The following is a 24,495-nucleotide window of genomic DNA, read 5'->3' on the forward strand; positions in this document are numbered from 1 at the left end:
ACGGAGCCCATCCCGTTACCTCTGCTGTCTGTACTGGAAGGTGGGATCTGTGAACGGAGATGATCTCACCAAAGAGGAGTTGCTCTCCCGGTTTTTACAACTTGAACAACGAGTCGAAGAGCTTGAACAAGACAACGCACAGCTCCGAGAGAAGTTACAAGAGAAAGACGAGCGGATCGAAGAACTCGAAACACGTCTTCGCAAATACGAGAATCCGCACACTCCACCCAGCAAGCGACGGTCGGGGACCGACAGGTCCCCGACCTCGCAAGATGACGAAGACGACGATGTCCGAACTGACGGTGGCACTCCCGGTCGGAAGGATGGTCACGATCCGGAGTGGCGTTCTACGGCCGATCCTGACGAAGAAATCGAAGTCACCTGTGACTGTTGTCCTGAGTGTGGCGACCGCTTCGACGAGTCGGTGGGCGTCAGCCCCCGACTCGTCGAGGAGATCCCTGATCCCCAGCCCCCAGAAATCACCCGGTACAACCGCCACTACTACCAGTGCGATTCCTGTGGAACAGAGACAGTTGCGGCTCACCCCGACTGCCCCGATGAGGGGCAGTTCGGGGTGAACGTCATCGCTCAATCAGCTCTGTCACGGTACGATCACCGCCTTCCTTACCGGAAGATCGCTGATCGCTTCGAGCAACTACACGGACTCGAACTCTCGGGTGCATCCGCGTGGCACGCGACCGAGCGCGCTGCGCGCGCCGGTCGCTGTGAGTACGAGCAGATCCGTCAAGAGATTCAGGATGCTGACGTGGTTCACATCGACGAGACAGGCATCAAGCGCGACGGTGAACAAGCGTGGATTTGGACGTTTCAGACCGTTCAACACACGTTGTACGCGGTCAGGGAGAGTCGCGGAAGTGATGTTCCCGCGGAAGTCCTCGGCGAGGACTTCGCGGGAACAGTCGTCTGTGACGGGTGGACGGCGTACCCAGCTTTCAGCAGCAACCTCCAGCGATGCTGGGCGCACATTCTTCGAGAGGCTGAGGACGCCGCCGAAAAGCAGCCAGAAGGTGAACCGATCTACCAGGCTCTCAGACAGGTATACGTCGCTCTCCAGGCTCGGCTGGAGAGCGACCCAAGTCCTCGTGAGAGAGCAGACCTCCAGCGTGTGGCGCGAAAAGAGCTTGAATCGCTGATTGACCGGTCAGTACCCGACGGACCAGTGGCAACACTGCTGGGGAAGATCGAAGGAGGTCTCGACCACTGGCTCACCTTCGTCGGTGAGCCAGCGGTCTCTCCGACAAACAATGCCGCAGAGAACGCACTTCGTGAGCCAGTGGTTCTCCGGAAAATCATCGGAACGCTCCGTAATGACCGAGGAATGTTCGTTCACGAGACGGTCTTGTCCCTGCTGGCGACGTGGCGCCAGCAGGGACGCAATCCATACGAAGAACTTCGTCGAGTCGTCAGCAATAATGAGGTTATCTCACGGGCTCACGCTGTGCCGGCTGTCGAGACCTCGGGGTAAACACATACATGAAGTGTATTCGGAATTGGTTGATCAGTACGGAGTACGGAATCTCCTCGTGTTCGCTCCGGAGACATACGAACCAGAAAACGAGCTCAACGTCCGAGTGTTTGCAGAGTTTTTCGGTATCCCTGAGGATCCTGCGACTGGTGCTTCGAATGGGTGTCTCGCTGCATACCTTACTGAGCACCAGTACTTCGACACGTCTGAGATCGACGTACGTGTCGAACAAGGATATGAAGTGAACCGACCCTCACTACTGTATCTACGTGGGCAGACAACTGCAGATTCGATTCAGGTAGAGGTCGGTGGGCGAGTAATTCCGACTGCGACTGGGACTCTCGTCGAGTCGAATAGCCTCTAAACTGGCTCCGATATCATTCTATTAGTTCGTTCGGGTTCTGCGGCAGAATTGATATCGTATGTCTATTTCCGCTGTGTCCTCAGCTAAAGATCAATCAGTAGGTGGTGAGCAGCCACGCCGCGCAACCCCTCGCGCTTACCCGCTGGCGTCGAGACCAGATTCATTTTAGCCCGGAACGGGCGCGGGCGGTGCGGAGAGCGCCCACACGCCCGGAATGGTCGGTCGCGAACGACGCGGAGGGCGGCATGCGGCAAGCGGGGCGGGCCATAGAGAAACCTCGTTCAACCGAATCCGGCGCTCGATGAACTAGCCGACAGCCCGGTGGACTCAGAAAGGGCGAGGCCGTCTCGGTCGTCTCCCGACCCCGCAAGCACCGCAGGAACGAGGCGCGCAGCGGGGTTCCCGTGAGCGGAGCGAACGGGAGCAAGCGAGACGCAGTCTCACGTGGTCGCGGGACGTCGAGCGGCCGAGGGCTTTCAGTGGAGAGGCCTCAGCTGTCTTGTTCCGAGTTTAGCTCTCGGAGGTATCCGGTGGCTGCGGTGCCGATCCAGACACCATCGACGTTGCGCATTTCGAGGTCAACTGTCGCAGTGCGGAACGGGTAGTGCTCGACGAGGATACGGCGGATCACGGTTTGAACAGTTTCTATCCCGTGTCTTTCGACGATATCTGCCATGGCCTCGTCGAAATGCGCATTCATGTGATCGTCACGGGGATCCTGGGCTCGCTTGCGAACGAGTTCACAGACGTCTTCGACGGACGCGTGGGCGGGATTCTCGGTTCGCTCCCGTACGTCGTAGAACGCCTCATCAACAGTCATGAATCGGGCTTATCATCAAAGGTGGCGTCAGTAGAGGCATTCGACGTGTTCGGTTCCAGACGGCGCTGGCGACGGACCTCTGCGAGCACATCCTCGAGCATCGTGATACGTTCGATGCCCTTTGCCTCACTCACGATCTCGTCGATGAGCGACGCGCGTTTGGCGGCCTGCTCATCGCCGTCGGTTCTCTCGATGGCCTGGATACGGATCGAGCGCTTCTCCTGCCAGCCACAGTTCCAGCAGTTTTGCGAACAGGCGATTTGGTCGTCTTCGTCAGCAGCAATCACAGCCTCTACGAGCGACATTGAGAGTGGCCGCTCTGGCCCAACCTCTATCGTGATGTCAGATCCACATTCCGGACACTGCATGGTCTTCCAGAATACCGCCAGGGCTGTCAAGATATGGTTCTCTGAGCGAAAGAGCGAGACCTAGGTTCCCGATTCTGGGTCTTGTAGTCGATCTCGGACATTTGCAAATTGGACCGGATCGGTGTCACCAGTTTCAGCGAGATCGTTCACCGACTGCAGCTGGGAGTTGATGAGTTTGTTTTGCTGGCGTGACCACTCCTCGTCACCGTGGGTCCGGATGTATTCCGCCCACTGCTTGATCATGGTACGCCGTTGCTCTGTATTCCCGCGCTGGTTTTCTTCAAATTCTTCTGAATCCAGCATTGTAGTTCGCACTACCGAGTTTTGTGAAGCATAGTTCGCGTATCCCCCTAGAAGAGATCGTCAATTGGGGATTCACTACGCTCCTCTTTGGGAGTCTCATCAGTAAACAACGACCCTTCTTGGAGCGCCGCTCTCCTATCTTCAGCGGATTCCGACTCTGTAACGTCGATCTCGTCGAATTCGAGCGCATCTGTGACCGCCTCCGGGAGGTCGGGGCGCGCAGCATTGAGGTGGCGTTCGACCTGTTCAGTCAACGCCGTGTGGTCGTGGAGCGACCGCATGATTGGGACCCCACGGAGATATTTGTACTCGTAGAGCAGTTCGACGCCGAATTCGGTAGGTCCCCAGAAGTCTGTCGGCAGGCCGCGTTCACCTTCGTTCGGCTCGTGATGGTACTTCGAGACGATGTTTCGATCCGCGAGGTTGTCGAGCTGTTCGCGAATCGTTGACCGGCTCTTCGGGATGAAGTAGTCAAGCTCCGTGATCGAGGCGAGGTGTGACGGATGGCCGAGGAGCACCTGGATAATGTGGTTTCGTGTCTCCTGCGAGAGAAACCGGTGGACGCGCCGCTGTTTCTCATAGGCGTCAGCACTACCGACGTCGAATACCGTATCAGCGTGTGCGTCTGCCGGTGCCGGCGTGTCCGTCCGTTCGCTCATATGAAGTTCTACTTCCTGAACGATTGTAACTGTTCGGGTGTACCATGACGATTTAGAGAGGAAATCCCGACGTAGTTAGCAAGACCTAACACCGTTGCCTGAGAAGCACCCACTGTGACTGAGGAGACGCGAAAGGACCGCTGGCGACGCGTGAAAGCCGCCGTGGATCGGGCACTTCACGGCGTTGCGGTTCCGCGACCGGATCGATCAGAGGTTGCCCGGTTCATCAACGAGGCTGTGCCCGCGTTCACCCAGGCGGGCATCACGACCTATCTTGTGTTCGGCAGTTATCGCGGCGACTACGAGGTTCGGCTCCGAGCGATGGCGTACGAACTCAGCAAACCCATCGACGCTGAAGCCACACTCATCGGTGACACCGCTGATCCAGACACGCGTGTCGTGCCGTCGTTCCTCATCAAGTTTCACGCGCTCGCCGAGTTCGCGGACCACCTCGTTGGCGTCTACGAGAAGGAGAGTGGCGGTGAAAGCCCCGAATTGGGGCTGCTCGATCAGCGTCCCTACTTCGAGAAAGGTTGGATGTTCCCCCGGGATTATACGGGCTTGACGCGAGATGCCCTTGAGTCGAAGGCGGACGTGATCGACGCTGCCATTCAGATATACTATGCACCAGACGCTGACGATGAGACGAAACGACGAGAGCTGAAAGCACTCGTCAGTGAAGCGCAAACCTTTGGTCGCGTCGCAAAGCGGTCTAGAGTTTGCCTCTGGTGCTCTCAATTGAGAGGTCACAGCTCATTGCTGTTTTGGTCGATCGCTGGAGCAGTTCGTCGAGGAACGACTGGTAGTGCTCTGGATCGGCGTACTTCACCAGCCGAAGCTGGAGTATCGCCTCTAACCCCTCCGTTGTCCAGCGCATCCACTGGTTCTTGCACCGCTTGCTGACTTCGCCCATCAGCCGTTCGACGGGGTTCGAGGTCCACGGCACCTCGAACCCCTCGACAGCCTGCTCGGCAAACGTCACGATCGACGGCAGCCACCGCTGTAGATACCCCGCAGCTTTCTCTGACCCGAACTGATCCAACTGCCACGCTGTCTTCTCGATACGCTCGGTCGTTCGCGCGATCCGCTCGCGGATCGCCGCGAACTCCTCGTTTGGACGGTGCTTGGCGACCGAATTCTTCAGATGGAACACCTCGTCGATCACCTCCGAGACGATCTCGTTCCGCCGATCCAAGGAGAACACGCCGTCGTCCCAGAGGTTGTAGTCCAGCGTTCGGCCGACGTGGACGAGATCAAGTTGATGATTACGGTTTTCGTCGGTAAATGCCGTGACGATACCCTCATCAGCGTCACTGACGACCGTCGCGTCGTCAGTGACTGCGTCCATGTCATCGAGTTTGGCGGCTGTCTCGTCCCAGTCAGCGTTGATCGAGAGATCCAGCAGAGAGCGTGATTCCTTGGCAGTATCTTCGCCGAGCGTGGCCTGGACGGAGTGGTACGCGCGGTCGTCGTCTTGGCTGTGACACTTCGTGCCGTCAGGAATAACGGCGTCAGCGTCTGTGTCAGCGACACAGTCTGGAAGGAACTGCTTGAGCTTGTTGCCGTACTCTTTGGCGCGACGATTGATGGTGGTCGGCGACGGCATCTTCGAGAGGATGCCGTCGCCGTGGTCAGCAGCGTCACGATAGCTGACCGAAGTAGCGAGATCGACGCTCTTGGCGGCGATGTCCTGCTGATAGCGGTTTTGCCCGTCGAAGCTGAGAACATCTTCGACGGGCCGGAAGTAGCTGGATTCGTCGTGGTCAGCGGCGGTGTCTTCGACGTAGTGAAGGTCGAATTCGTGCTCACCGGCGGTTGTGACGGCTGTGCGGGTGTCAGTACCGGCGCGTTGGAATCGCTGATCACCATTGCCGTGAGCGTGTTTCTCACCACAGAGCGCCTCGACGCGGCTCGCGTCGAGGCTCTCGACCATCGATTCGAGCAGTACAGATTCGACGTTCTGCTCGGTAACGAATTCGGCAAGCGTGGCGAGCGGTACCGTTTTGTCCTCGTCGATGCTAATCGTGAACCGCACGTCGATTGTGGCGTGCATGGGACACCTCCATCCGTCTTTAGTTAAGCGAGAAACCGCGTGATAGCGGCGGCTTATCGAGGCACCTTTCGGAAGGAATGAGGAAGTCCAGTCTGTGCACGACAAGGACTCCTCATCTCGGATTATGCGTCGGCTCACTACACTGTTTCCCTCTGAGTTCCTTGAAGAGCACGCCGAGGAACTCGGCGTGGTCGAACGTGACCGCAAGCTCCAGATCCCTGCCTTCGTTTGGGCATTCGTGTTCGGCTTCGCCGCAGGCGAAAGCCGAACACTCGCCGGGTTTAGACGCTGTTACAACTCGACTGCCGATGAGACGATCTCTCCGGGTGGATTCTATCAGCGGTTGACACCGACGCTTGCGGAGTATCTCCGCGACCTCGTTGAGCATGGTCTCGACGAGGTCGCTGTTCCTAACGCTGTTGACGCTGATATCGACCGATTTAGAGACGTGATGATCGCTGATGGAACGGTGTTGCGGTTACACGAATTTCTCTCAGATCAGTTCGAAGCCCGCCACGAGGAGCAGGCTGGAGCGAAGCTCCACCTGCTCCACAATGCCACAGAGCAGACGATTGAACGGCTCGATACTGCTAACGAGAAAACGCACGACAGCACCTTGTTCAAAACAGGGCCGTGGCTTGAGAATCGCCTCGTGTTGTTCGATCTCGCCTACTTCAAGTACCGCCGGTTTGCGCTGATCGACGAAAACGACGGCTACTTCGTGAGTCGGCTGAAGCAGAACGCGAATCCGCTGATTACGAGGGAGTTACGGGAATGGCGCGGTCGCGCCATTCCCTTAGAGGGCAAGCAGCTCCGAGCTGTTCTCGACGATCTCGATCGGAAGTACATCGATGTAGAAGTCGAAGTCGAATTCAAACGAGGGCCGTACAATGGGACGCGGTCACTAGATACGAAGCGATTTCGCGTCGTCGGCGTCCGCGACGAGGACGCCGACGACTACCACCTGTACATGACGAATTTAGCGAGGAAGGAGTTCTTTCCGGCGGATTTAGCGGAGATCTACCGCTGTCGGTGGGAAGTTGAGTTGCTGTTCCGGGAGCTGAAGACGCAGTACGAATTGGACGAGTTCGACACGAGTGACGAACACGTGGTGAGGATCTTATTGTACGCAGCGCTGCTGTCGCTGCTTGTAAGCCGCGATCTGTTGGATCTAGTCACTGAGCAGGCGGATGATGAGCTTGTGTTTCCGACAGAGCGCTGGGCGGCGACCTTCCGGTCGCACGCCCAGCTCATTCTCCACGAACTCGGTGAGTTCCTCGGCTATTCACCACCGCCGCTGCTCGACCGGCTGATCGAAGACGCTCAGAAGATCCACAAGCAACGACCAATCTTACAAGAGACGCTCGCTACCACTACACAACCGAGGTGTGAGGCTTAACTAAAGACGGATGGGGACACCTCTTGGGTGGACACCAGAGGCGTCCCGTTCCTCACGGGAGCCAGTTGCTACTGAACTCTAGAGGACTTTGCGACACGACCAATAAATTGAGTCTAGTAGGATGGAATTATTGACTATTTATTAAGAGTGATTAAAAGAAACAAGGATAAAATATAGGGGAATATCTTTTCACTCTCTGTGGGCCTTGTTTAGACGCTAGTATTTGGCAGTATGAGCGGCTCTACTGGGAACAGAGTTATTTTATTGAGGTCATTCTCGGGGGAAGGAATGCAGTATCTAGTATCGTAGAGCGAAAACCCGCCACAACCAGACTTATTTCCGCCTTTAACACTCTGTAATAATACATAGTATTATGCTCGGTTTGGGCGAGAGCCTCTCAAGACCCAGATTTCGGGCGTCTAAACAAGGCCCTCTCTGTGTTAAAGGACTGGCTATGGCGGCCTCCATTCGAGTGCTGCATGTCGATGATGAGCCGGATTTTGCGAGTCTCACGGCCGAGTTCATGGAACGAGAGAGCAGCCGCTTTGATGTTGTAACTGAAACGGTGGCCACTGACGCACTGGACTACATACGGAATGACACTCCAGACTGTGTTGTCGCAGACCACGACATGCCCTCGATGACAGGGATTGAGTTACTCACCGCAGTTCGCGATGACTACCCGGATCTTCCATTTATTCTCTTTACTGGAAAGGGCTCCGAAGAAATCGCAAGCGACGCGATCTCCGCCGGTGTCACGGACTATCTCCAGAAAGAAAGTGGCACGCAACAATACACGCTACTCGCCAACCGGGTTGAGAATGCTGTCGACCGCTATCTGTCACAGCAAGCCGTCCAAGAGCAGAAACGCCGACTCGAAACGCTCGTCAGTAACGTTCCTGGGCTTGTGTACCGGTGTCGGAACGAACCGGGATGGCCGATGGAAGAAGTGGCCGGGGAGTGCGAGCAGCTTGCAGGGTATCCTGCCTCCGAGTTCGAATCCGGCGCCGTCTCATGGGGCGAGGATGTACTTCATCCAGACGACCAGAGAACAGTCTGGACGGACGTACAGACTGCACTCGACGATAGCGAGCCATTCGAGACGACGTATCGCATCGAAACCGCTGACGGGCAGACCAAGTGGGTCTGGGAACGTGGCCGGAGTATTACGAACGCCGACAGCGAGGACCACATATTAGAGGGGTTTATCACGGATATAACGGAGTCGAAGCGGCGTGAGCGACGGTTTGAGGCAATTTTCAACAACACCTATCAATTTACTGGACTCCTTGAGCCAGACGGGACAATTATTGAGGCAAACGAGGCCGCACTCTCGTTTGCAGGCGTTGACCGAGACGATGTGGTTGGCCTCCCGCTCTGGGAGGGTGCATGGTTCCAGTCGAACAAGCAAGCCCAACGAATTGCTCGTAACGCGGTTAAGACGGCACAGCGCGGTGAGTCATTCCGGGATGAGATCACAATTCGTGGCGAGAACGAGGACGCGATTATCGATTTCTCGGTGCGACCAGTCATCAATGAGGCTGGCGAGGTTACGTTATTGATCCCGGAGGGGCGCAACATCTCGGAGCTGAAGGAGCGTGAGCAGACCGTGCACCAACAAGAGCAGCAGTTTGACGCGATTTTCGACGATCCAAATCTCCTCGTTGGGCTCCTTGATGTCGATGGGACAACACTCGACGTAAACCAGACCGCGCTTGACTACGTTGAGGGGACACGAGCGGAACTCATCGGCGATCCGTTCTGGGAAACGCCGTGGTGGACCGAAGACTACCAAGCAACGGTCAAAGAGTGGGTGGCGACTGCAGCAGAGGGAGAGTACGTCGAGTACGAAGCAACGCATCCGAAAGGAGACGGTGGAGCAGCGACGGTCGAGGGACAATTTCGGCCGGTTACGGATGATGACGGAGCGGTAATTCGTATTATCGCATCAGCGACGGATGTGACGGAGCGGCGACGACGAGAACGTGAATTGGAACGGCGTAACGAACAGTTTGACCGATTTGCGAGCTTCGTTTCACACGACCTGCAAAGCCCTATTTCAACGGTTCAAGGACGCCTAGAGTTAGCTCTGGAAACCGGAGACATGGAGCACGTCGAACGTGCTGGGGAGGCCATCGAACGTGTCGATGACCTTCGGACAGATCTCGTGACAACATTACGGACCGGAGAGATAATCTCGGAAACCGCACTTGTTGATGTCGGATCTGTGGTTGAGGATGTCTGGACGACAGTCGATCCGCCACAGGAGGCGTCTGTCACAGTCGCCGACAACATACAGATTGACGCCGATCGCGACGCACTCCAGCGGATGCTCGAGAACCTTATTGGGAATTCCATCGAGCATGGTCCAAGCGACGTGCGGATTCGTATCGGAGCCCTCGAGGACGGATTCTACTACGAAGATAGTGGTCCCGGAATCAACCCCGACCATCGAGACCGCGTGTTCACTCCTGGCTTCTCCACAAAGAATGGTGATGAGGGGATTGGGATGGGGATGGCGAGCGTTCGTCAAATCGTGTTAGCTCACGAGTGGGACATCCAGATTGACGATGGAATACACCTCGATGGTGTTCGATTCGAAATCATGCCGGAAGACTCACTCTGATCACTTGTCTAGTGGACTTTATCGACTGTTCCCACACTGAGAAACTGTGAAGAAGTGTTAAGCATACTTCCGTGCCTAGGCTAACAACGAATGGAAACCCCTCCACCGCACGCCACTGCTGGTGATTTCTATCAGACGCTTGTTGAAAACGCAGCTGAGGGAATGCTGACAATTGACGAGGAGAGCAAGATCGTGTACGCGAACCCGGCGATTGAGGAGATTCTTGGCTACACACCTGCTGAGTTAATCGGTAGTTCGAAGATGAAAATCATTCCAGAGCGCCTGGAACCTGTGCATGCTGCCGCGCTTGAGTCATACGTCAGAACCGGAGAGCGCAACATCGACTGGGATGGGATGGAACTGCCTGCGCTTCACAAGGATGGCCACGAGGTGCCGACGCTGATCAGTCTCCGCGAGCACAAACACGACGGCGAACAGTACTTCACGGGCATTATTCGCGATATTACGGAGCGGCGACGACGTGAGAATCAATTAGAAGCGCAAAAAGATCGGTTGAATGATTTTGCAGAAATCCTTACACATGATATTCGGAATCCGCTCTCTGTCGCCCAGGGATATACTGAACTCGCACAACAGAACCACGACAGCCCAGAACTAGAAAGAGTTGCAGAGTCGCTCACTCGGATTGACAACCTCGTTAATGATGTCCTCGCCCTCTCGAAGGAGGGACAGTATATTGGTGAGGTTGAGTCAGTCGATATTCAAGACAGTGTTCGGGAAGCCTGGAAGAGCGTTGATACGCAGGAAGCGACAGTGAGAATCGAAGATGAATTAGGGGCAATTACGGCTGATGAAAGCCGGTTTCGGGAGTTGCTTGCGAATCTGTTTCGCAATACGATCGAGCATGCTGGCAGTAATGCCACCGTTCGTGTGGGCAGCCTATCTCCCGAAGCGGGTGTATATATCGCAGATGATGGGCCAGGAATTCCAGAGTCACTTCGATCAGAGATTTTTGCACACGGGTATTCAACAAGCGAGGAGGGGACCGGCTACGGGCTCTCAATCGTGGCTCAAATTGTTGAGGGGCACGGATGGGAGATCGTCGTGACGGAGAGTGCCTCAGAGGGAGCGCAGTTCGAAATCACATGGTAGTTCTTAGTTTCCCAAGTAAATAGAAAAGGTATAAAACAGGTCATAAGAGCGGTCAGAAGCCGCACTCGCGGCCTTTGAGACTGGCTTTCACGTACTATTCTTCGATCCCGACTGGGGCCTTCCAATTGTGGTCAAGGCGCGTCCAGCGCTCCCTCCAGACGCGGAATATGGCGGAAGACAGTCTTGTAGGAAAGTAATTCCAGCGTCCAAGTGTCGAATACTCGTGTTTCAGCTGAAGGTAGAGATCCAGCACTCTTAGGAAGCGTTGAAAGACAGTCCACCCACTCTTCGATGGAAGTCTCGCTCGTGAACTTGATTATTAAGTACAGCTGAGTAGTAATACGCACGCAGATGGGCCACGTCTACTACCACCACCCCGGCGACAAGCAGTTCTCTCTTGACTTCGTCCATCCAGATCCCGACGAAATCGTCTCGAAGATCGTCAGCTACGACGATGATGTCGCGATAAAGCTCCGAGAATACGACCTCGACGAACCATTCTACGTCATCTACACATCCCGCATCAGCGGTGGACCCGTGAAGGAGATTGACTTTACCCTGAAAGAGTCGCTTTCAGAGATGAGTGCTGACAACAGCACCATTGTCGTTCGTCTCCTCGAGATTTATCGCGCACTTCTCGATCAGAACGAAGAAGAAGAGGGGGTGCCTGTCGAGGCATACAAGAATATCGACGTCGATGCGCTGCCGGATGTTCTCGATCGGACGTCGTGGGAAGGATCAGCGACAGACGTAGCTGGTCGACTCGCCTCGAATTTGATCCTCAAACACGCGCTTCCGAATGCCAACCATCGAACCGCTGTTGCGCTGATTCAGTTCTACCTCCGGCGCCTGAATCCGGACTTCGCCATGCCGGAAACCTCCGTAGAAACCGACTCAAATTCCTACGACTGGCGAGAATGGGTGAACGAGTACATCAACGAATCGAAGCAGCTGTTGACCGTTCGACGGAAGAACGTCCTTTTCAAGCACCTGTATAGCTTCGGCGGGAGAACGCTTGAGCGAAAACACGCGGTCGAAATCGACTTGACTGAATACGAGTTGGATATGTACCCGAGTGAGGCGAAAATCGTCTACGCGGAGAAGCACGAAGATCTCTGGGTAACGTTCGTTGAGGAGGCTGTCGAACGTGCCGGCTATCCGGAGCTAAAAGAGACGCCAGGACTCTCGAAAGCGGAATTCGCGGAAAAGATTCGGGATCTCGACTAAGTGGCCCTTTCAGTCTTGAAGCGTAGCGACTGTTCGGCCCGCTTCCTCGGCCTCTTCGCTCCGCGACATATTGTATGTCGCGAGCGCTTCGTCAACCGCTTGGTCAAGACTCATTGAACAATCGAATCTAGGTTCTGCTCCCGTATAAACGCTTGCGTCAATCGATCTGTTCTAGTGCTTCGGTAGCTACGTCACCAAGCTCCCCCGCCTCGATGTGCGAGTATCGTTCCCGAACCATCTCCTCCGAGTTATCGAGATACCGGGCCGCCACCGTGTATCCGAACGCGCGGACAAGCACCTCTCCCATCCCTCGGCGACCGCCATGGGGAGCAAGATAATCGTGTTTCGGATGGTCGATGTCGATCTCCGTGGCCTCCGAGAGCCGTTGGAGAATCGACCGTGCGCCGTCCGTCGTGATTGACGGCGGCCGGATATCCTCATCGAGCGCTAGCAGTAGGTCGCGAGCGTACTCCGCACGGCGTTCAGTGATTGCTTCTGGGCGTTCCCCTCGATCGGCGAGGTCATCTTGGACGAGCTCTGCGAGCGTCCGTTGGTCGAACGTCGGAAACACCGGCCAGCGCTCCGTGGGTGGGTCCATCAACTGGCGGTAGCTCCGCAGCGGCGAAATCACCGGGTCAGGGAGGCTCGCGGCGTCCCACTGCTGTTTCTTCCGGTAGACGTCCATACTCCCGTCGTCGAGGGAGAGGTCCTCCCAGCGGACGCCGCGCCGTCGCGGGTCGTTCGGATCGCGGAGGAGTTCGCCGACGCGGACGGCGGTGTACGCGAGGACGAACACCAGCGCCCGGTCACGAGCCGCCTTCAGCGCCGCGTAGCGCGCTCGCTGCTTATCGATGGGGTCAGTATCCTCTGGGAGTGTCGTGTACGCCTCGACGGCGTCGCGGGCCCGTTCGTCGACGTAGCGGGTGAGGGCGTGGCGCTGTTCGGACGTCCAGGCCTGCTGGTCGCCGGGCTTGCGGCCGTCGTCCTCCGGTAATGGCGCCATCGCACTCGCCCGCTGCGCGTAATGCGCTTCGAGATATCCTTCGTTGACGCACCAGCCACACCACGCAGAGATATAGCGGTAATAGGTTTGTACCGTGTTCTGCTTGAGGTCACGGTCACCAGAAAGATTCCGGGCGTACTCCCGGAACACGCGTTCGTCGAGGTCTGTAAAGGCAGGTTTTCGGTCGGCGTCGTCGGGAACGATCCCGGTCCAGTCGTCGCCACCGCGGTCGCCGGCGGCCCATTCGGCGAACCGCTCGAGCTCGCGCGCAGCGTTACGTCGGTAGTTCCCGCCGTCGCCACCGCGGCCCTTCCCCTTGTCTTGGAGATAGCGTTCAAACGTATTGGTGAAGGGAGTCAACTGCGTTCGGTCTGTAGCTAAGTTTTGATCCATTATAGGTCTCACGAGGATTGCTGTCGGTAGTTAATCACAGAGACAGACCCCTCCCTCACGGATTTGACTAACCGAGAACTGGTGGACTGCGGTTGCTAATTCAGTCATCGCATCTGCTTGCTCTGCCGTTGGACGACCACCCCCGTAATAGCTCTCAGTCCGATTTTCGCTGTAAAGAGCCTTCATCTCCTCTGCAGTATCCCGTTCAAACAGTCCAATCTGATGCGCACGGTCGTAACCGAACTGGTGATTCTGGAACTCCTGAAGCGTGTCGCTCGTCATCGAGAGCGCATATGCCTCGATCGACCGTTCGATGGCCCCGAAACAAACCTCGATGACAGCGGTATAGTATCCGTCCTGTGCCTGGAGTGTGTCGACGACCTCGAGCAGTCTACATGCTTTCGTCAGCTGTGTTTCCCAGTCCGCATCGGGGCTAATCCCGTCCTCAAACTCGGTTCGACCACGCCCCACCATCTCGAAGGCGTCTTGGGCGCGGTCAAGTGCTGTGAGCACAGAATCCGGGTCCGAGCCGCTACTCATCGCCAGCACCCTCCGCCAAGAGCAGGTTTTCGACGGTTTCGAAGTCATTCGTCTTGTAGACCGGAATTCCCGAGACGATGATTTCTCGAATGTCATCGGTGTAGGTCGGAATCGCTTGGACAGCCTCGACATCGATATCATACGCGTACCGGCTACCATCGAATTCCATGTCTTCGAGATTGCGCGCAATCGTGTTCGCTTTTCGTTGGCCTTCAGCCCGGTTAGAACGAGTCAACACCCAGAGATCGATGTCGCTCCGACGATCCGCATCTCCCCGGGCAACACTCCCATACAGGATGATGCCAACGACGTCACTAATGCTCTCCCGGAGCTTCGTGACTGCAGTTTTGACCGGCTCATGAAACTCCGATTGGGGAATCCGGAGAATCGGATCGTCCGGGATAGAGAGGCGCTGTCTGTTGATCTGTACGAGTCGCTGGTTGCGTTTGCGTGATTCGGTAATCAGGCCATTCGCACTGAGAACATTCACTGCCCGTCGCACGGACTGGTGCGAGTGGCCGATCTGCGTTGCGAGTTCTCGAAGTGAGAAATCACTGAACCGGTGGTTAGTTAAAAATAGGAGAACGTCACTCGTCGCTTTGTGTTTGAATAAATCCGGGTCTGATGGGGGTATCGAAAGCGAAATAGATACGCCAGCGGAATCAATACGTTCCGTCTCACGTTCCATATGCCGTAGCACGGACCACTACTATAAAAAGGTTATATGTAGAGGGGAATTTGCATAAATACGCTCGATACTCTCAGTGGCAACGTGTTTGTGGAGGCGACATCCGTTAGCTGTTGGTCTCCGCACGGTCGGTCGTTGGAGCGAGAAAGTCCCATTCGCGTATGGTGAAGCCGACGATTTTGATCCGGCGCTGGAGATGCTCCCATTCGCGGGCAATCTCGCGGCGGCGGTCTTCCTCCTCGGCGTCGAGAGACTCGTCAGCAAGCGTCCCACGAAGCTGGTTCGGCGACTCAACGTCGAATTCAGCCTCCCAGTCCCGAATTTGGGTCTTCATATCGACAAGACGGTCCGTGAGCTCCTCGACAGAGTGTCCGCTATCCCGCAGACGCATCGCCTCTTGGATCGCCTGACGGCGGTAATCAGGGTAGTACGTCGTGTGTGGGCCGCTTTCGTCACGGTGGAGAATACCATCATCGACGAGTCGTTCGAGAACGCGCTTGGTCGGCTCGTGTGACCAGTCCGCTTCGGAAGCGATCCAGTTGACCGTCTGCGGTTCCGAGAGCTGCCGAGCGACCATCCGTACTCGGTCTTCACCCGTAGTCTGTTGTTTCCGTAGCTCGGTATCCTCAGTCATATCTGGGTATCTACACCCCTTCTTACTGAAATTCGTCGGCCGTGATCGTTTCGAGATAGTTGACGCTGACATACCGAAATTCGATACGGCCGCTGAAGCCATGTTTCGGTAGAAGCGTCTCGGCGGCCCGACCCGCGGGTTTGTCAGTCGTTAAGAGCACAACGTCGTCGGCCCGTCCGGTGTCGAGTAGTTGAGCAGCAAGCCCGACAAGTGCCGTATCCGCTTTCTCGATACTGTCTTGGTCACGATCGGTCTCATTGGCGATAAACCGGCGTGCTTCGTCCATCACCGTCGAAACGAGTGGATTGGCGTAGTCGAGGTCATCGGCAACAACGATCCAGCCCTCTTCAAATCCATCAGGATAGGGGATGTTTCCGGAGGGGTACGCGTCTGCTGCAGGATCACCCCCGAGTTCCTCATAAACACGCTGTGGGATCCGCAGCGAGACGCCGGTCTGTCGGAGGGCCCGACGAAGCCGTTGGAATTTGTCTTTGTCCGGCCCACCACACCGGACGAAGACGCCGGTATCGGCGATGTAGACCGTCGTCATGTAGCCGCGTCGGAGTACTCAGTGGCAACTGGTTCAAGCGCTTGGAGAATGATCTCGGCTTCAAGCGGAGAAAGATCAAGTTCTCGGGCTGCAATTCGATGATTGACCGTCCCGTCGACGTACTCGTAGGCATACTCGAGTGCGACAGCAAGGCCGTCGAGACCATGCCGCTGGATGTAGACGTCGATATCTTCGTCGTTCTCGCGGCGGGCAACGGCGGCGATAAGTGCCGGCGTGATTGTTTGGGTCTCACCATCGACCGAGAGCGTGAGTGCGATCGACTCAGCATCGTATTCGTACGGACGCTGCTCGCGGGTTTTCGCTACTAACCCCGCTGCTTCGAGGTTTTGGACGTAGTCGTAGGCAGTCCCCTGCGGGATATCGAGCTCGTCGACAATCTCGGACACGGTGGCGGGGCCGTGCTGCAAGATATAGGCGTAGATCCGGGCGAGCGGCGGCGTTTCGAGAAGATTGGCCACCGTCTGGAGCTGCTGAATGGGTGGCTGTCCCGATTGCGGAGGTGATTGCGCCATCTTGGTTATGAATTATGGATAATTCGTAATAGGACTTTCGGCGACAGGAGAGATGTACGCAATCAATCCGAGACCGACTGACGACAGGCTAATAGCGGCTCTACCCCGGAGGAAACGCCGTCCTGAGGTGGGTGCAGCATTTGTGCTTCCCCGACGGCGTCGGGGCACTCCAAAGTGGTCATGATTATTGGGGTAATCACGACCAATAAGACTAGAGTTATGATTCACCGATTTCGGTGGTTAACAGCCTCCTACCCTCTGAATAGACGGTACCAACCCCAGTATAAATTATATGCCGCTATATCAAATTGGAGGGCTTCACGCGTCGACTCGTGGATGAAACTGCGAGCGCCCTCGTTGGCGGCCAAGTTCTCACGGAGCCCCAAGTAGGTCTGTAAGCCCCAGTAGGCGTTCACGGGAATTTCACAGACCTCGCCCCGGTTGAGCGAGAACGCGGGAAAGACGACGCGACTGATGTGGTCGGTGATCTTCCCAGCCTTGTCGAGGATGGCTTGGTCGTTGAGGTCCGATTCAGTAGCGTCGTCGCCTCGATCCGGGAGGTTTCGTTCTGGTTCACGTGGTACAGCGACACCCGCGTGCTGCGCTTTGATGAGGATCGTTCGAGCCGCTTTCTGGACAGTGTCCCGAAGATTTCCCGTGAAGCGCTCGTTCCAGGTGCGCCGCAGTGTCAATTGATCGGGAACCGTCCCCAACTCTAGTCGTTCGCAGAGTGCGGGATGGCTATCGAGGTACTCGAGGAGAGGTGTTTCGTGCTGCTATCCGTGGAGTTCTTTCAGCACGAACACGCGAAAGAGGGTATCCATCTCGTAGCGTGTCGAACTCTCGTACCGGTCGTGGGCTTCGAATCTGAAGTAAGCTATTGGAAGTTCGCAGATGAACTGTTCGAGTGAGTCATGATCTGGATGGATAAACCAGACACTCGAGACGACTCGAACATCCGATTCTAACCCGACGAGCGAGGCCCGATCGTACAGCGGTGTCGAGTCATATGCGGGCCACTCGACGCGCTGCTGGTATGCAATTCGTCGAAAGACGCTGCGCCGAGACTCGCGAGTCGCGACCACTACGGATAGATAGCCCGGATATGCCCAAGAGTCCGTCTAACTGACCTGTATAGTGGTTTCAGTAGCTCTATTGGATTCCTCAGTCGCGAACAGGAGTGATGCAGCTAATCGTTAGATGTAGAGAGTCGTTTTATCGACTCAAACGATTCAAAGCAGTAAATCACTGAAAGGGATCCGAGCTTATCGCACGGTGTGCAAGGTATTGTCGTTGGCCGGGACGTATAACGTCTCGTCAAGTATTATTGGATTCTGAGCGCCTCGAACAGTTGTTATCTGCCATTTCTCGGTCCCAGTTTTTCGATCAAAACCTCGAAGAACACCCGCTCCAAGGTAGAGCATCTCATCAGTCACAATTGGCCGAGCGTCACCCGAATGTGGTACATCAGCTGACCATTGCTCTGAGCCGCTGTCTGCACTAACTGAGTACAGTTCATCACCGGCGGTTGCGAAATACACGTCGCCATCAGCTACTGCCGGCGAAGATGTAATTGATGGGGTACCGCTGGTCGTATTTACTTTCGTGGGCTGGAAATGCCAGTCTACAGTTCCAGTTGTTGCATCAAGTGCGTACAAGAGTCCGTCACCGGATCCAACGTATGCAGTTCCATCAGCGACAGCAATCGCATTTCGAGTTGCAATTCCGGATAGCCCACCAAACAAGTCGTGGTCGTTCGTTTTGAACCACCACTTTCGCGTCCCTTCATCCGCGTCGATAGCATAGACGTACTCTCCACCGCCAACGTACACTGTCTCATTGGCTACTGAAGGTGGTGAAAAGATGTCTCCAAGCGTCTCGTAGCTCCATTTGATCTTGCCAGAGTCCACGTCGATAGCATAGAGCGTTTGATCGTGGCAACCCACGTAAGCCGTGTCGTCAACAACTGTGGGCGCAGCGAGGATGCAGTCCGACATCTCGGTTTGCCACCGTTCAGCACCGGTCTGCCGGTTGAGTGCGGTAACCGCCCCAGCATTTTCGCCATCGAACGGGTCGTGACTCTCGACAACGATCAGTGTCTCATCCACCACCGCAAGTGAATGCGCATCGATAGAATCAACAGCTGCCTTCCATTGAACACTGCCGTCGTTTGCTTTAATGGCATACACGTACGTCTCTTCGTCAGGCAAGCCACGTTCTCCGAAATATAATATCCCGTCCGCAGAGACTGGCCCCGAGAGACGTCGTTCCGATTCGAATAACGAGGAAACAACAACTGTCTCAGCTGGCCCCGAACCGCCTACTGCGGATGTCTGCGCGGCATCGGGCCCGTACATTAACCAATCTGAAGATTCCGTCATCTTGGGCCACCTTGATACGGCTTGTCTGGTATTTGGCAGCGATATGGACTGTGGATTTGGCTGATACCCATTATAGATTGATTAACATGAGTATAAAATAAAACTTGTGTCGGGTATTGCGAGATTCGCATCCCTACTGACCATCTATTCCGAATCCGCTGGTAAGAACCCGTCTCGATACGTAGCTTCGCTAATTACAGAGGATCTATGTAGTAGTCGACCTATGTTGATTTCAAACTCATTTAACCACCAACGTTAGTTCTCTCATCGATCGGGATCATCGCTGAGTGTAGTACGAGGCTACGGTTGTTGCGTTTTGAGCTCGGCGATTGCCTCGTCGAATGCTTCCTGAGCAGTCTCGTCGGATGGATTTTCGGGATAGTTTGCCTCTAGTTCAGGGAGGACTGACGGATCCCCAAGGCGACGGAGTGTGTCCGCCATCCGTCTTTAGTTAAGCCTCACACCTCGGTTGTGTAGTGGTAGCGAGCGTCTCTTGTAAGATTGGTCGTTGCTTGTGGATCTTTTGAGCGTCTTCGATCAGCCGGTCGAGCAGCGGCGGTGGTGAATAGCCGAGGAACTCACCGAGTTCGTGGAGAATGAGCTGGGCGTGCGACCGGAAGGTCGCCGCCCAGCGCTCTGTCGGAAACACAAGCTCATCATCCGCCTGCTCAGTGACTAGATCCAACAGATCGCGGCTTACAAGCAGCGACAGCAGCGCTGCGTACAATAAGATCCTCACCACGTGTTCGTCACTCGTGTCGAACTCATCCAATTCGTACTGCGTCTTCAGCTCCCGGAACAGCAACTCAACTTCCCACCGACAGCGGTAGATCTCCGCTAAATCCGCCGGAAAGAACTCCTTCCTCGCTAAATTCGTCATGTACAGGTGGTAGTCGTCGGCGTCCTCGTCGCGGACGCCGACGACGCGAAATCGCTTCGTATCTAGTGACCGCGTCCCATTGTACGGCCCTCGTTTGAATTCGACTTCGACTTCTACATCGATGTACTTCCGATCGAGATCGTCGAGAACAGCTCGGAGCTGCTTGCCCTCTAAGGGAATGGCGCGACCGCGCCATTCCCGTAACTCCCTCGTAATCAGCGGATTCGCGTTATCCTTCAGCCGACTCACGAAGTAGCCGTCGTTTTCGTCGATCAGCGCAAACCGGCGGTACTTGAAGTAGGCGAGATCGAACAACACGAGGCGATTCTCAAGCCACGGCCCTGTTTTGAACAAGGTGCTGTCGTGCGTTTTCTCGTTAGCAGTATCGAGCCGTTCAATCGTCTGCTCTGTGGCATTGTGGAGCAGGTGGAGCTTCGCTCCAGCCTGCTCCTCGTGGCGGGCTTCGAACTGATCTGAGAGAAATTCGTGTAACCGCAACACCGTTCCATCAGCGATCATCACGTCTCTAAATCGGTCGATATCAGCGTCAACAGCGTTAGGAACAGCGACCTCGTCGAGACCATGCTCGACGAGGTCGCGGAGATACTCCGCAAGCGTCGGTGTCAACCGCTGATAGAATCCACCCGGAGAGATCGTCTCATCGGCAGTCGAGTTGTAACAGCGTCTAAACCCGGCGAGTGTTCGGCTTTCGCCTGCGGCGAAGCCGAACACGAATGCCCAAACGAAGGCAGGGATCTGGAGCTTGCGGTCACGTTCGACCACGCCGAGTTCCTCGGCGTGCTCTTCAAGGAACTCAGAGGGAAACAGTGTAGTGAGCCGACGCATAATCCGAGATGAGGAGTCCTTGTCGTGCACAGACTGGACTTCCTCATTCCTTCCGAAAGGTGCCTCGATAAGCCGCCGCTATCACGCGGTTTCTCGCTTAACTAAAGACGGATGGTGTGTCCGCTGCCCACGATGGATAGCCGAACCCATGTCCACGGTCAAGCAACGTACAGAGTTCCTCTTTTACTGTTGCTTCGGGAACGGCCTCCGGAACGACATCATGGATCAACCCAAGGACGAAGACATAGTACTTGGGTGTCCGATTACCAGCAACGACTGCCTTAGCGATTTGATCGGCGACCGGGGCGAACAACGCCGGATCTCGTTGTGCAACCCGCGCTAGCGAGTCGGCAACATAGATGACGGTCCGGATCTCCGGCGAACTCATCATTAACTGCGGGGAGGGTATCCCGTCGACAGTTTCAGGATACGTGTCTCCGAGCCCGACAAGCTCAGCAATTACCGGGGCAAAGAGTGTCGGACGTTCATACAGATGTTGCAGGGCCTCAGCAGCTTGCACGCGGGTTTCCACATCCGGCACACGTAGCAACGCGACGAGTTGCGTCATCTCCGTATCCGTGATGCTCTCGGGTCGGTCGCTGGCCTGCGAGGCAAGTTCCTGTGCTAGCGCGCGTCGTGAGTCGTCTTCTTCGGGAAGGTTGGCGTCGGTCATAAGCGAGGTGAGGTCATCTCTGTCACTCACCACGTCCTCGTCTGGCACGTCGGTACCGGAATCGATTCCATCAGCTTAACAGCTCGGTCGACTAATTCAATCGTCATTTCTTGCGTCTTCGATTGCGCTGTCAAGCCGGTCACGGATCCGCTCGGCAACCTCGACGCTATATGGCTCGTGTATCCCGCCAGTTTGGATCCAGACTTCTTCTTCCTCGGCGTAGATATCGATAATTGAGAAATCCGGATTCGTGCGGTCCCGTTCCTCACCGAAATGTGCTGCATCGTCCGCAGTACCTTTCGTATCTCCCATACCCACTCATGCTGTGATAGTCATATAAATATTGGGCAGTTCACATATTTCGGCTGATGGTCGTCCCAGTGGCGTTAACAACAACTTCTCTGTATTGCACGCGATACGTACATTTTGGAAGGTGTGTCTGTTATAGGGAACTACCGGTTGGTCTCTGAAATGTTGTTCACATTAATTACGCTGTTAGATCAGCGTCCAGATTCAGTCGGTGAATATGTGATAGTAGACTTGCCGCTTCGACATACCAGTGGATTCACAGAGACTGTCAATTTCGCTTGCGGTGTAATCTCCTTCCATCTCTCCTAGGAGTTTGTAGAACGATGTTGAATACCGGGGGGTGTTTTCGTCAGTGCGGGCCACTAATCCTTTAGGTTGGATGTACGGACGGCCACCTGTACGCACTTGACGCCGAGAGCGGCGAGCGGCGCTGGACATTCGAAACCGCTCGCGGGCTTCGGACCGGGCCCGCGGTGGCGTCCGGGACAGTATACGTGCGTAACACCGACGGCGTCCTGTACGCGGTCAACGCCGCCGACGGCACCGAACAGTGGCGGCTCGAAATGGACGGGCCGACCGGATCAGCTCCGACAGTGGTCGGCGACACCGTCTACCGGCGGAGCAGGCCGAGTGCCTCGGGGCTTGACCCCGAGGGTGAAGGCCGTAAGCCCCGTTAAACGTGTTCCGTGCGCTCGATATACTGCTCAATCGTGTCGGTCGAAACATCACCTGCCGTCCCCACGTAGTACGATTCCTCCCAGAACCCACCGCCCCAAAGATACTCCTCCAAGTACGACTCGTGCTGTTCCCACATCTCCCGCGCCGTGATGCTCTTGACCGTCCGCACAATCTCGCCCGGCGCGTGCTTCGGATGGGTGGAGAGGAAAAATGTACGTGGTCGGGTGAGATGTGGAGCGACAGTATCTCGTAGCCGTACTCGTCGCACACATCCCGAAAACTCGCCTCCAGCGAATCCTCGATTGGTTCGAGAATGGCGTGGCGATACTTCGGACACCACACGAAGTGATAGTTGACGTTGTACACCGTGTGATTCGACCGCTTCTCGCCCATATCGAACCCACCCCACCAGCACAGTTAAGTATATCCAAAGGATATACGCAGGTATGACGAATCGCTTTGAAATCGACGGCGAGGAAGTTCTCGACGGCGAGGTCAAGCCGTTCGGGAACAGTGCCCACGTCACCGTTCCCAAACGCTGGCGTGGTGCGGACGTAAAAGTCGTCCGAACCTCAGAACCCACCGAACAAGACGAAGAATGACCGACGCACAGGCTCTTGTCAAGACGCTGGACTTCCAACTCGACATCCAGAGTGACAACGAGAGCCTGCTGTACGACGCCACGCTCGAAGCCCGCTCGGTGTACAACGAAACCATCCGTCTCGCCAAAGAGGGTGTGGACTGGGACGCCATCCCCGACCGTGTGGCCGACGATGCCAACCTCGTGAAGAACACGACTCAGCGCGTCGTCGCCAAAGCACTCGGCGCGATGGAGAACTACTACGAGTACGACGACTTCGGCCAACCCAGTCACACCAAGGACGGCGCGTACCCGCTTCGTGCGAACTACGAGGAAGGGTACAACCTGTCGCTCACCGACAACGGTGACGTGGCGTTCCGCATCAGCGCGAAGCCCTACAAACACGTCAAGGGCGTCCTCAAAGGGAGCGACGCTCACCTCGACATTCTCAAGACCGCTCTCACGAGTGACGAGTGGAAGATTGGGACGGCGGAAGCCCTGTTCCACAACGACACCCCCGAGTTGCACGTCAACGTTACCAACACCGAGCAGACCGTTCGAGACAAGCAGTACTCACGGACGGTCGTCGGTGTGGACGTGAACGAAGACAACGTGGCTCTCACCGCTCTTTCCGAGGATGGCATTGAGGACTCGTTGGTTATCGACTTCCCCGAAATCAAGTTTGAACGTCATCGCTACTTCACGATGCGGAAGCGCGTGCAGAACGCGGGGAAGAACAGCATCCACGACACGCTGGAAGGGCGTGAGGAACGGTTCGTCCGCGACAGACTCCACAAGGTGAGTCGTCACATCGTGGAGTGGAGCCGTCAGTTCGAGAAACCGTGCATCGTCTTTGAAGACATCAAAGAGATGCGCGACAGTATCGACTACGGCACGCGAATGAACCGACGCTTGCACCACCTCCCGTTCCGCGCCCTCCAGTTCTGTACGTCGTACAAGGCCGCGTTCGAGGGCATTCCGACCGCGTGGATTAACCCCGAGTACACCAGCCAGCGGTGTCCGCTCTGCGGACACACGGAACGTGCGAATCGGAACAAGAAGCGGTTCAAGTGTCGGGACTGCGGGCATCAAGACCACAGCGACCGTGGTGCAAGCGTCAATATCGCTGTAAAAGGCGGCAAGAAACTCGATTGGAATGTGCCTGCTCTCAACAGCCTTCCCACCGTGCGGAAGGTGCGACGGCGGGCATCGGGGGCCGTGGACGCCCCGACCGTGACCCAATCGACCGTTCGAGGCTATCAGGCCGATGGTCGGATGGGAGTGTCCGACTAACCCACGGGAAGCCTCGGGGCTTGACCCCGAGGCGGTTCACAAACAGAATCACCTTTAGATCGCTGTTTGCGCAGATACGGCTCTATCCTAGTCTTG

Annotated in this window: 25 protein-coding genes and 2 pseudogenes; 9 read left to right on the forward strand and 18 right to left on the reverse strand. The window is 56.0% G+C overall.

The features are described 5' to 3' along the window. The first annotated feature begins 49 nt into the window (after positions 1 to 49). Both tnpC and ACOZ32_RS13535 read left to right on the forward strand, forming a co-directional pair. Positions 50 to 1,486, forward strand: a complete 1,437-nt coding sequence (gene tnpC / locus ACOZ32_RS13530; protein ID WP_203227929.1) for an IS66 family transposase — start codon at positions 50 to 52, stop codon at positions 1,484 to 1,486. Next, a complete protein-coding gene (locus tag ACOZ32_RS13535; RefSeq protein ID WP_424335310.1) occupies positions 1,434 to 1,850 on the forward strand; it encodes a PhzF family phenazine biosynthesis protein in 417 nt (138 codons plus the stop codon). Before tnpC ends, ACOZ32_RS13535 begins: the two co-directional genes overlap by 53 nt. Before the next feature lie 490 nt (positions 1,851 to 2,340). On the opposite strand, the gene ACOZ32_RS13540 is transcribed toward ACOZ32_RS13535, so the two are convergent. The 6 genes from ACOZ32_RS13540 to ACOZ32_RS13565 form a co-directional block, all read right to left on the reverse strand. Beyond that, the gene (locus tag ACOZ32_RS13540; protein ID WP_058984766.1) at positions 2,341 to 2,670 is read right to left on the reverse strand and encodes a hypothetical protein; all 330 of its coding nucleotides are present in this window, start codon (positions 2,668 to 2,670) and stop codon (positions 2,341 to 2,343) included. Then, positions 2,667 to 2,957 (reverse strand): hypothetical protein, encoded by a 291-nt coding sequence (locus ACOZ32_RS13545; RefSeq protein WP_424335311.1) that lies wholly within the window; start codon positions 2,955 to 2,957, stop codon positions 2,667 to 2,669. The genes ACOZ32_RS13540 and ACOZ32_RS13545 overlap by 4 nt, the downstream gene beginning before the upstream one ends. 141 nt (positions 2,958 to 3,098) lie before the next feature. After that, a complete protein-coding gene (locus ACOZ32_RS13550) occupies positions 3,099 to 3,341 on the reverse strand; it encodes a hypothetical protein (RefSeq protein WP_010904227.1) in 243 nt (80 codons plus the stop codon). A 47-nt stretch (positions 3,342 to 3,388) separates the two neighbouring features. After that, a complete protein-coding gene (locus tag ACOZ32_RS13555; RefSeq protein WP_010904228.1) occupies positions 3,389 to 4,000 on the reverse strand; it encodes a hypothetical protein in 612 nt (203 codons plus the stop codon). Positions 4,001 to 4,207: 207 nt separating this feature from the next. Next, positions 4,208 to 4,687, reverse strand: coding sequence for a hypothetical protein (locus ACOZ32_RS13560; RefSeq protein ID WP_424335312.1), 480 nt, complete (start codon positions 4,685 to 4,687; stop codon positions 4,208 to 4,210). A gap of 25 nt (positions 4,688 to 4,712) precedes the next feature. Then, positions 4,713 to 6,053 carry an ISH6 family transposase gene (locus tag ACOZ32_RS13565; protein WP_179908185.1) on the reverse strand — a complete coding sequence of 447 codons (1,341 nt, stop codon included), beginning with the start codon at positions 6,051 to 6,053 and terminating at the stop codon, positions 4,713 to 4,715. A 124-nt stretch (positions 6,054 to 6,177) separates the two neighbouring features. Between ACOZ32_RS13565 and ACOZ32_RS13570 the strand changes: the two genes are divergently transcribed. From ACOZ32_RS13570 to ACOZ32_RS13585, 4 genes are all read left to right on the forward strand, one after another. After that, positions 6,178 to 7,452, forward strand: a complete 1,275-nt coding sequence (locus ACOZ32_RS13570) for an IS4-like element ISH8A family transposase (RefSeq protein WP_006183907.1) — start codon at positions 6,178 to 6,180, stop codon at positions 7,450 to 7,452. A gap of 454 nt (positions 7,453 to 7,906) precedes the next feature. Continuing rightward, a complete protein-coding gene (locus ACOZ32_RS13575; protein WP_424335313.1) occupies positions 7,907 to 10,078 on the forward strand; it encodes a PAS domain S-box protein in 2,172 nt (723 codons plus the stop codon). Positions 10,079 to 10,168: 90 nt separating this feature from the next. Beyond that, complete coding sequence (locus ACOZ32_RS13580; protein ID WP_424335314.1) at positions 10,169 to 11,191, forward strand: two-component system sensor histidine kinase NtrB; 1,023 nt, start codon at positions 10,169 to 10,171, stop codon at positions 11,189 to 11,191. 351 nt (positions 11,192 to 11,542) lie between these two features. After that, a complete protein-coding gene (locus tag ACOZ32_RS13585) occupies positions 11,543 to 12,418 on the forward strand; it encodes a hypothetical protein (RefSeq protein WP_424335315.1) in 876 nt (291 codons plus the stop codon). A 157-nt stretch (positions 12,419 to 12,575) separates the two neighbouring features. On the opposite strand, the gene ACOZ32_RS13590 is transcribed toward ACOZ32_RS13585, so the two are convergent. The 11 genes and pseudogenes from ACOZ32_RS13590 to ACOZ32_RS13640 all read right to left on the reverse strand — a co-directional run bounded on the left by ACOZ32_RS13590 (position 12,576) and on the right by ACOZ32_RS13640 (position 21,851). Further along, positions 12,576 to 13,814, reverse strand: coding sequence for a site-specific integrase (locus ACOZ32_RS13590; protein ID WP_424335316.1), 1,239 nt, complete (start codon positions 13,812 to 13,814; stop codon positions 12,576 to 12,578). A gap of 30 nt (positions 13,815 to 13,844) precedes the next feature. Continuing rightward, positions 13,845 to 14,354 (reverse strand): DNA-binding protein, encoded by a 510-nt coding sequence (locus tag ACOZ32_RS13595; RefSeq protein ID WP_230890754.1) that lies wholly within the window; start codon positions 14,352 to 14,354, stop codon positions 13,845 to 13,847. Then, on the reverse strand, positions 14,347 to 15,042 hold the full coding sequence (locus ACOZ32_RS13600) for a nucleotidyltransferase domain-containing protein (protein ID WP_230890755.1): 696 nt from the start codon (positions 15,040 to 15,042) through the stop codon (positions 14,347 to 14,349). The genes ACOZ32_RS13595 and ACOZ32_RS13600 overlap by 8 nt, the downstream gene beginning before the upstream one ends. A 106-nt stretch (positions 15,043 to 15,148) precedes the next feature. Continuing rightward, positions 15,149 to 15,676, reverse strand: a complete 528-nt coding sequence (locus ACOZ32_RS13605) for a DUF7342 family protein (protein WP_230890756.1) — start codon at positions 15,674 to 15,676, stop codon at positions 15,149 to 15,151. Between the two features lie 22 nt (positions 15,677 to 15,698). Further along, positions 15,699 to 16,226, reverse strand: coding sequence for a hypothetical protein (locus ACOZ32_RS13610; RefSeq protein WP_230890757.1), 528 nt, complete (start codon positions 16,224 to 16,226; stop codon positions 15,699 to 15,701). After that, positions 16,223 to 16,759, reverse strand: a complete 537-nt coding sequence (locus ACOZ32_RS13615; RefSeq protein ID WP_230890758.1) for a helix-turn-helix domain-containing protein — start codon at positions 16,757 to 16,759, stop codon at positions 16,223 to 16,225. The genes ACOZ32_RS13610 and ACOZ32_RS13615 overlap by 4 nt, the downstream gene beginning before the upstream one ends. Before the next feature lie 317 nt (positions 16,760 to 17,076). Beyond that, a pseudogene (locus ACOZ32_RS13620) lies at positions 17,077 to 17,844 on the reverse strand (transposase); the annotation flags it as partial. 180 nt (positions 17,845 to 18,024) lie between these two features. Beyond that, a complete protein-coding gene (locus tag ACOZ32_RS13625) occupies positions 18,025 to 18,969 on the reverse strand; it encodes a PQQ-binding-like beta-propeller repeat protein (protein ID WP_424335317.1) in 945 nt (314 codons plus the stop codon). A 622-nt stretch (positions 18,970 to 19,591) separates the two neighbouring features. Then, the gene (locus tag ACOZ32_RS13630; protein ID WP_424334857.1) at positions 19,592 to 20,866 is read right to left on the reverse strand and encodes an IS4-like element ISH8A family transposase; all 1,275 of its coding nucleotides are present in this window, start codon (positions 20,864 to 20,866) and stop codon (positions 19,592 to 19,594) included. A gap of 97 nt (positions 20,867 to 20,963) precedes the next feature. Next, positions 20,964 to 21,587, reverse strand: coding sequence for a hypothetical protein (locus tag ACOZ32_RS13635; protein ID WP_424335318.1), 624 nt, complete (start codon positions 21,585 to 21,587; stop codon positions 20,964 to 20,966). Between the two features lie 48 nt (positions 21,588 to 21,635). After that, positions 21,636 to 21,851, reverse strand: a complete 216-nt coding sequence (locus ACOZ32_RS13640) for a hypothetical protein (protein ID WP_049892674.1) — start codon at positions 21,849 to 21,851, stop codon at positions 21,636 to 21,638. A 392-nt stretch (positions 21,852 to 22,243) separates the two neighbouring features. On the opposite strand from ACOZ32_RS13640, the gene ACOZ32_RS13645 reads away from it, so the two are divergent. After that, on the forward strand, positions 22,244 to 22,525 hold the full coding sequence (locus ACOZ32_RS13645; protein ID WP_081477570.1) for a PQQ-binding-like beta-propeller repeat protein: 282 nt from the start codon (positions 22,244 to 22,246) through the stop codon (positions 22,523 to 22,525). On the opposite strand, the pseudogene tnpA reads toward ACOZ32_RS13645, so the two are convergent. Continuing rightward, positions 22,522 to 22,919 (reverse strand): annotated as a pseudogene (gene tnpA / locus ACOZ32_RS13650) (IS200/IS605-like element ISH36 family transposase). The gene ACOZ32_RS13645 and the pseudogene tnpA sit on opposite strands and share 4 nt — an antisense overlap. 53 nt (positions 22,920 to 22,972) lie before the next feature. Here tnpA and ACOZ32_RS13655 point away from each other — a divergent pair. Together ACOZ32_RS13655 and ACOZ32_RS13660 are read left to right on the forward strand one after the other, a co-directional pair. After that, complete coding sequence (locus tag ACOZ32_RS13655) at positions 22,973 to 23,128, forward strand: DUF2080 family transposase-associated protein (protein WP_079234500.1); 156 nt, start codon at positions 22,973 to 22,975, stop codon at positions 23,126 to 23,128. Further along, positions 23,125 to 24,399, forward strand: coding sequence for an RNA-guided endonuclease TnpB family protein (locus ACOZ32_RS13660; RefSeq protein ID WP_424335319.1), 1,275 nt, complete (start codon positions 23,125 to 23,127; stop codon positions 24,397 to 24,399). Before ACOZ32_RS13655 ends, ACOZ32_RS13660 begins: the two co-directional genes overlap by 4 nt. Positions 24,400 to 24,495 lie beyond the last annotated feature (96 nt).

Source organism: Halobacterium sp. MBLA0001 (genome assembly GCF_049705385.1).
Taxonomy (GTDB): Archaea; Halobacteriota; Halobacteria; order Halobacteriales; family Halobacteriaceae; genus Halobacterium; species Halobacterium salinarum.

Coding starts and splice junctions, on each gene's coding strand:
- ACOZ32_RS13535 (WP_424335310.1), top strand. CDS start 1,434: ATGAGGTTATCTCACGGGCTCACGCTGTGCCGGCTGTCGAGACCTCGG.
- ACOZ32_RS13540 (WP_058984766.1), bottom strand. CDS start 2,670: ATGACTGTTGATGAGGCGTTCTACGACGTACGGGAGCGAACCGAGAAT.
- ACOZ32_RS13550 (WP_010904227.1), bottom strand. CDS start 3,341: ATGCTGGATTCAGAAGAATTTGAAGAAAACCAGCGCGGGAATACAGAG.
- ACOZ32_RS13555 (WP_010904228.1), bottom strand. CDS start 4,000: ATGAGCGAACGGACGGACACGCCGGCACCGGCAGACGCACACGCTGAT.
- ACOZ32_RS13565 (WP_179908185.1), bottom strand. CDS start 6,053: ATGCACGCCACAATCGACGTGCGGTTCACGATTAGCATCGACGAGGAC.
- ACOZ32_RS13570 (WP_006183907.1), top strand. CDS start 6,178: ATGCGTCGGCTCACTACACTGTTTCCCTCTGAGTTCCTTGAAGAGCAC.
- ACOZ32_RS13575 (WP_424335313.1), top strand. CDS start 7,907: ATGGCGGCCTCCATTCGAGTGCTGCATGTCGATGATGAGCCGGATTTT.
- ACOZ32_RS13580 (WP_424335314.1), top strand. CDS start 10,169: ATGGAAACCCCTCCACCGCACGCCACTGCTGGTGATTTCTATCAGACG.
- ACOZ32_RS13585 (WP_424335315.1), top strand. CDS start 11,543: ATGGGCCACGTCTACTACCACCACCCCGGCGACAAGCAGTTCTCTCTT.
- ACOZ32_RS13590 (WP_424335316.1), bottom strand. CDS start 13,814: ATGGATCAAAACTTAGCTACAGACCGAACGCAGTTGACTCCCTTCACC.
- ACOZ32_RS13595 (WP_230890754.1), bottom strand. CDS start 14,354: ATGAGTAGCGGCTCGGACCCGGATTCTGTGCTCACAGCACTTGACCGC.
- ACOZ32_RS13600 (WP_230890755.1), bottom strand. CDS start 15,042: ATGGAACGTGAGACGGAACGTATTGATTCCGCTGGCGTATCTATTTCG.
- ACOZ32_RS13605 (WP_230890756.1), bottom strand. CDS start 15,676: ATGACTGAGGATACCGAGCTACGGAAACAACAGACTACGGGTGAAGAC.
- ACOZ32_RS13610 (WP_230890757.1), bottom strand. CDS start 16,226: ATGACGACGGTCTACATCGCCGATACCGGCGTCTTCGTCCGGTGTGGT.
- ACOZ32_RS13615 (WP_230890758.1), bottom strand. CDS start 16,759: ATGGCGCAATCACCTCCGCAATCGGGACAGCCACCCATTCAGCAGCTC.
- ACOZ32_RS13630 (WP_424334857.1), bottom strand. CDS start 20,866: ATGCGTCGGCTCACTACACTGTTTCCCTCTGAGTTCCTTGAAGAGCAC.
- ACOZ32_RS13640 (WP_049892674.1), bottom strand. CDS start 21,851: ATGGGAGATACGAAAGGTACTGCGGACGATGCAGCACATTTCGGTGAG.
- ACOZ32_RS13655 (WP_079234500.1), top strand. CDS start 22,973: ATGACGAATCGCTTTGAAATCGACGGCGAGGAAGTTCTCGACGGCGAG.
- ACOZ32_RS13660 (WP_424335319.1), top strand. CDS start 23,125: ATGACCGACGCACAGGCTCTTGTCAAGACGCTGGACTTCCAACTCGAC.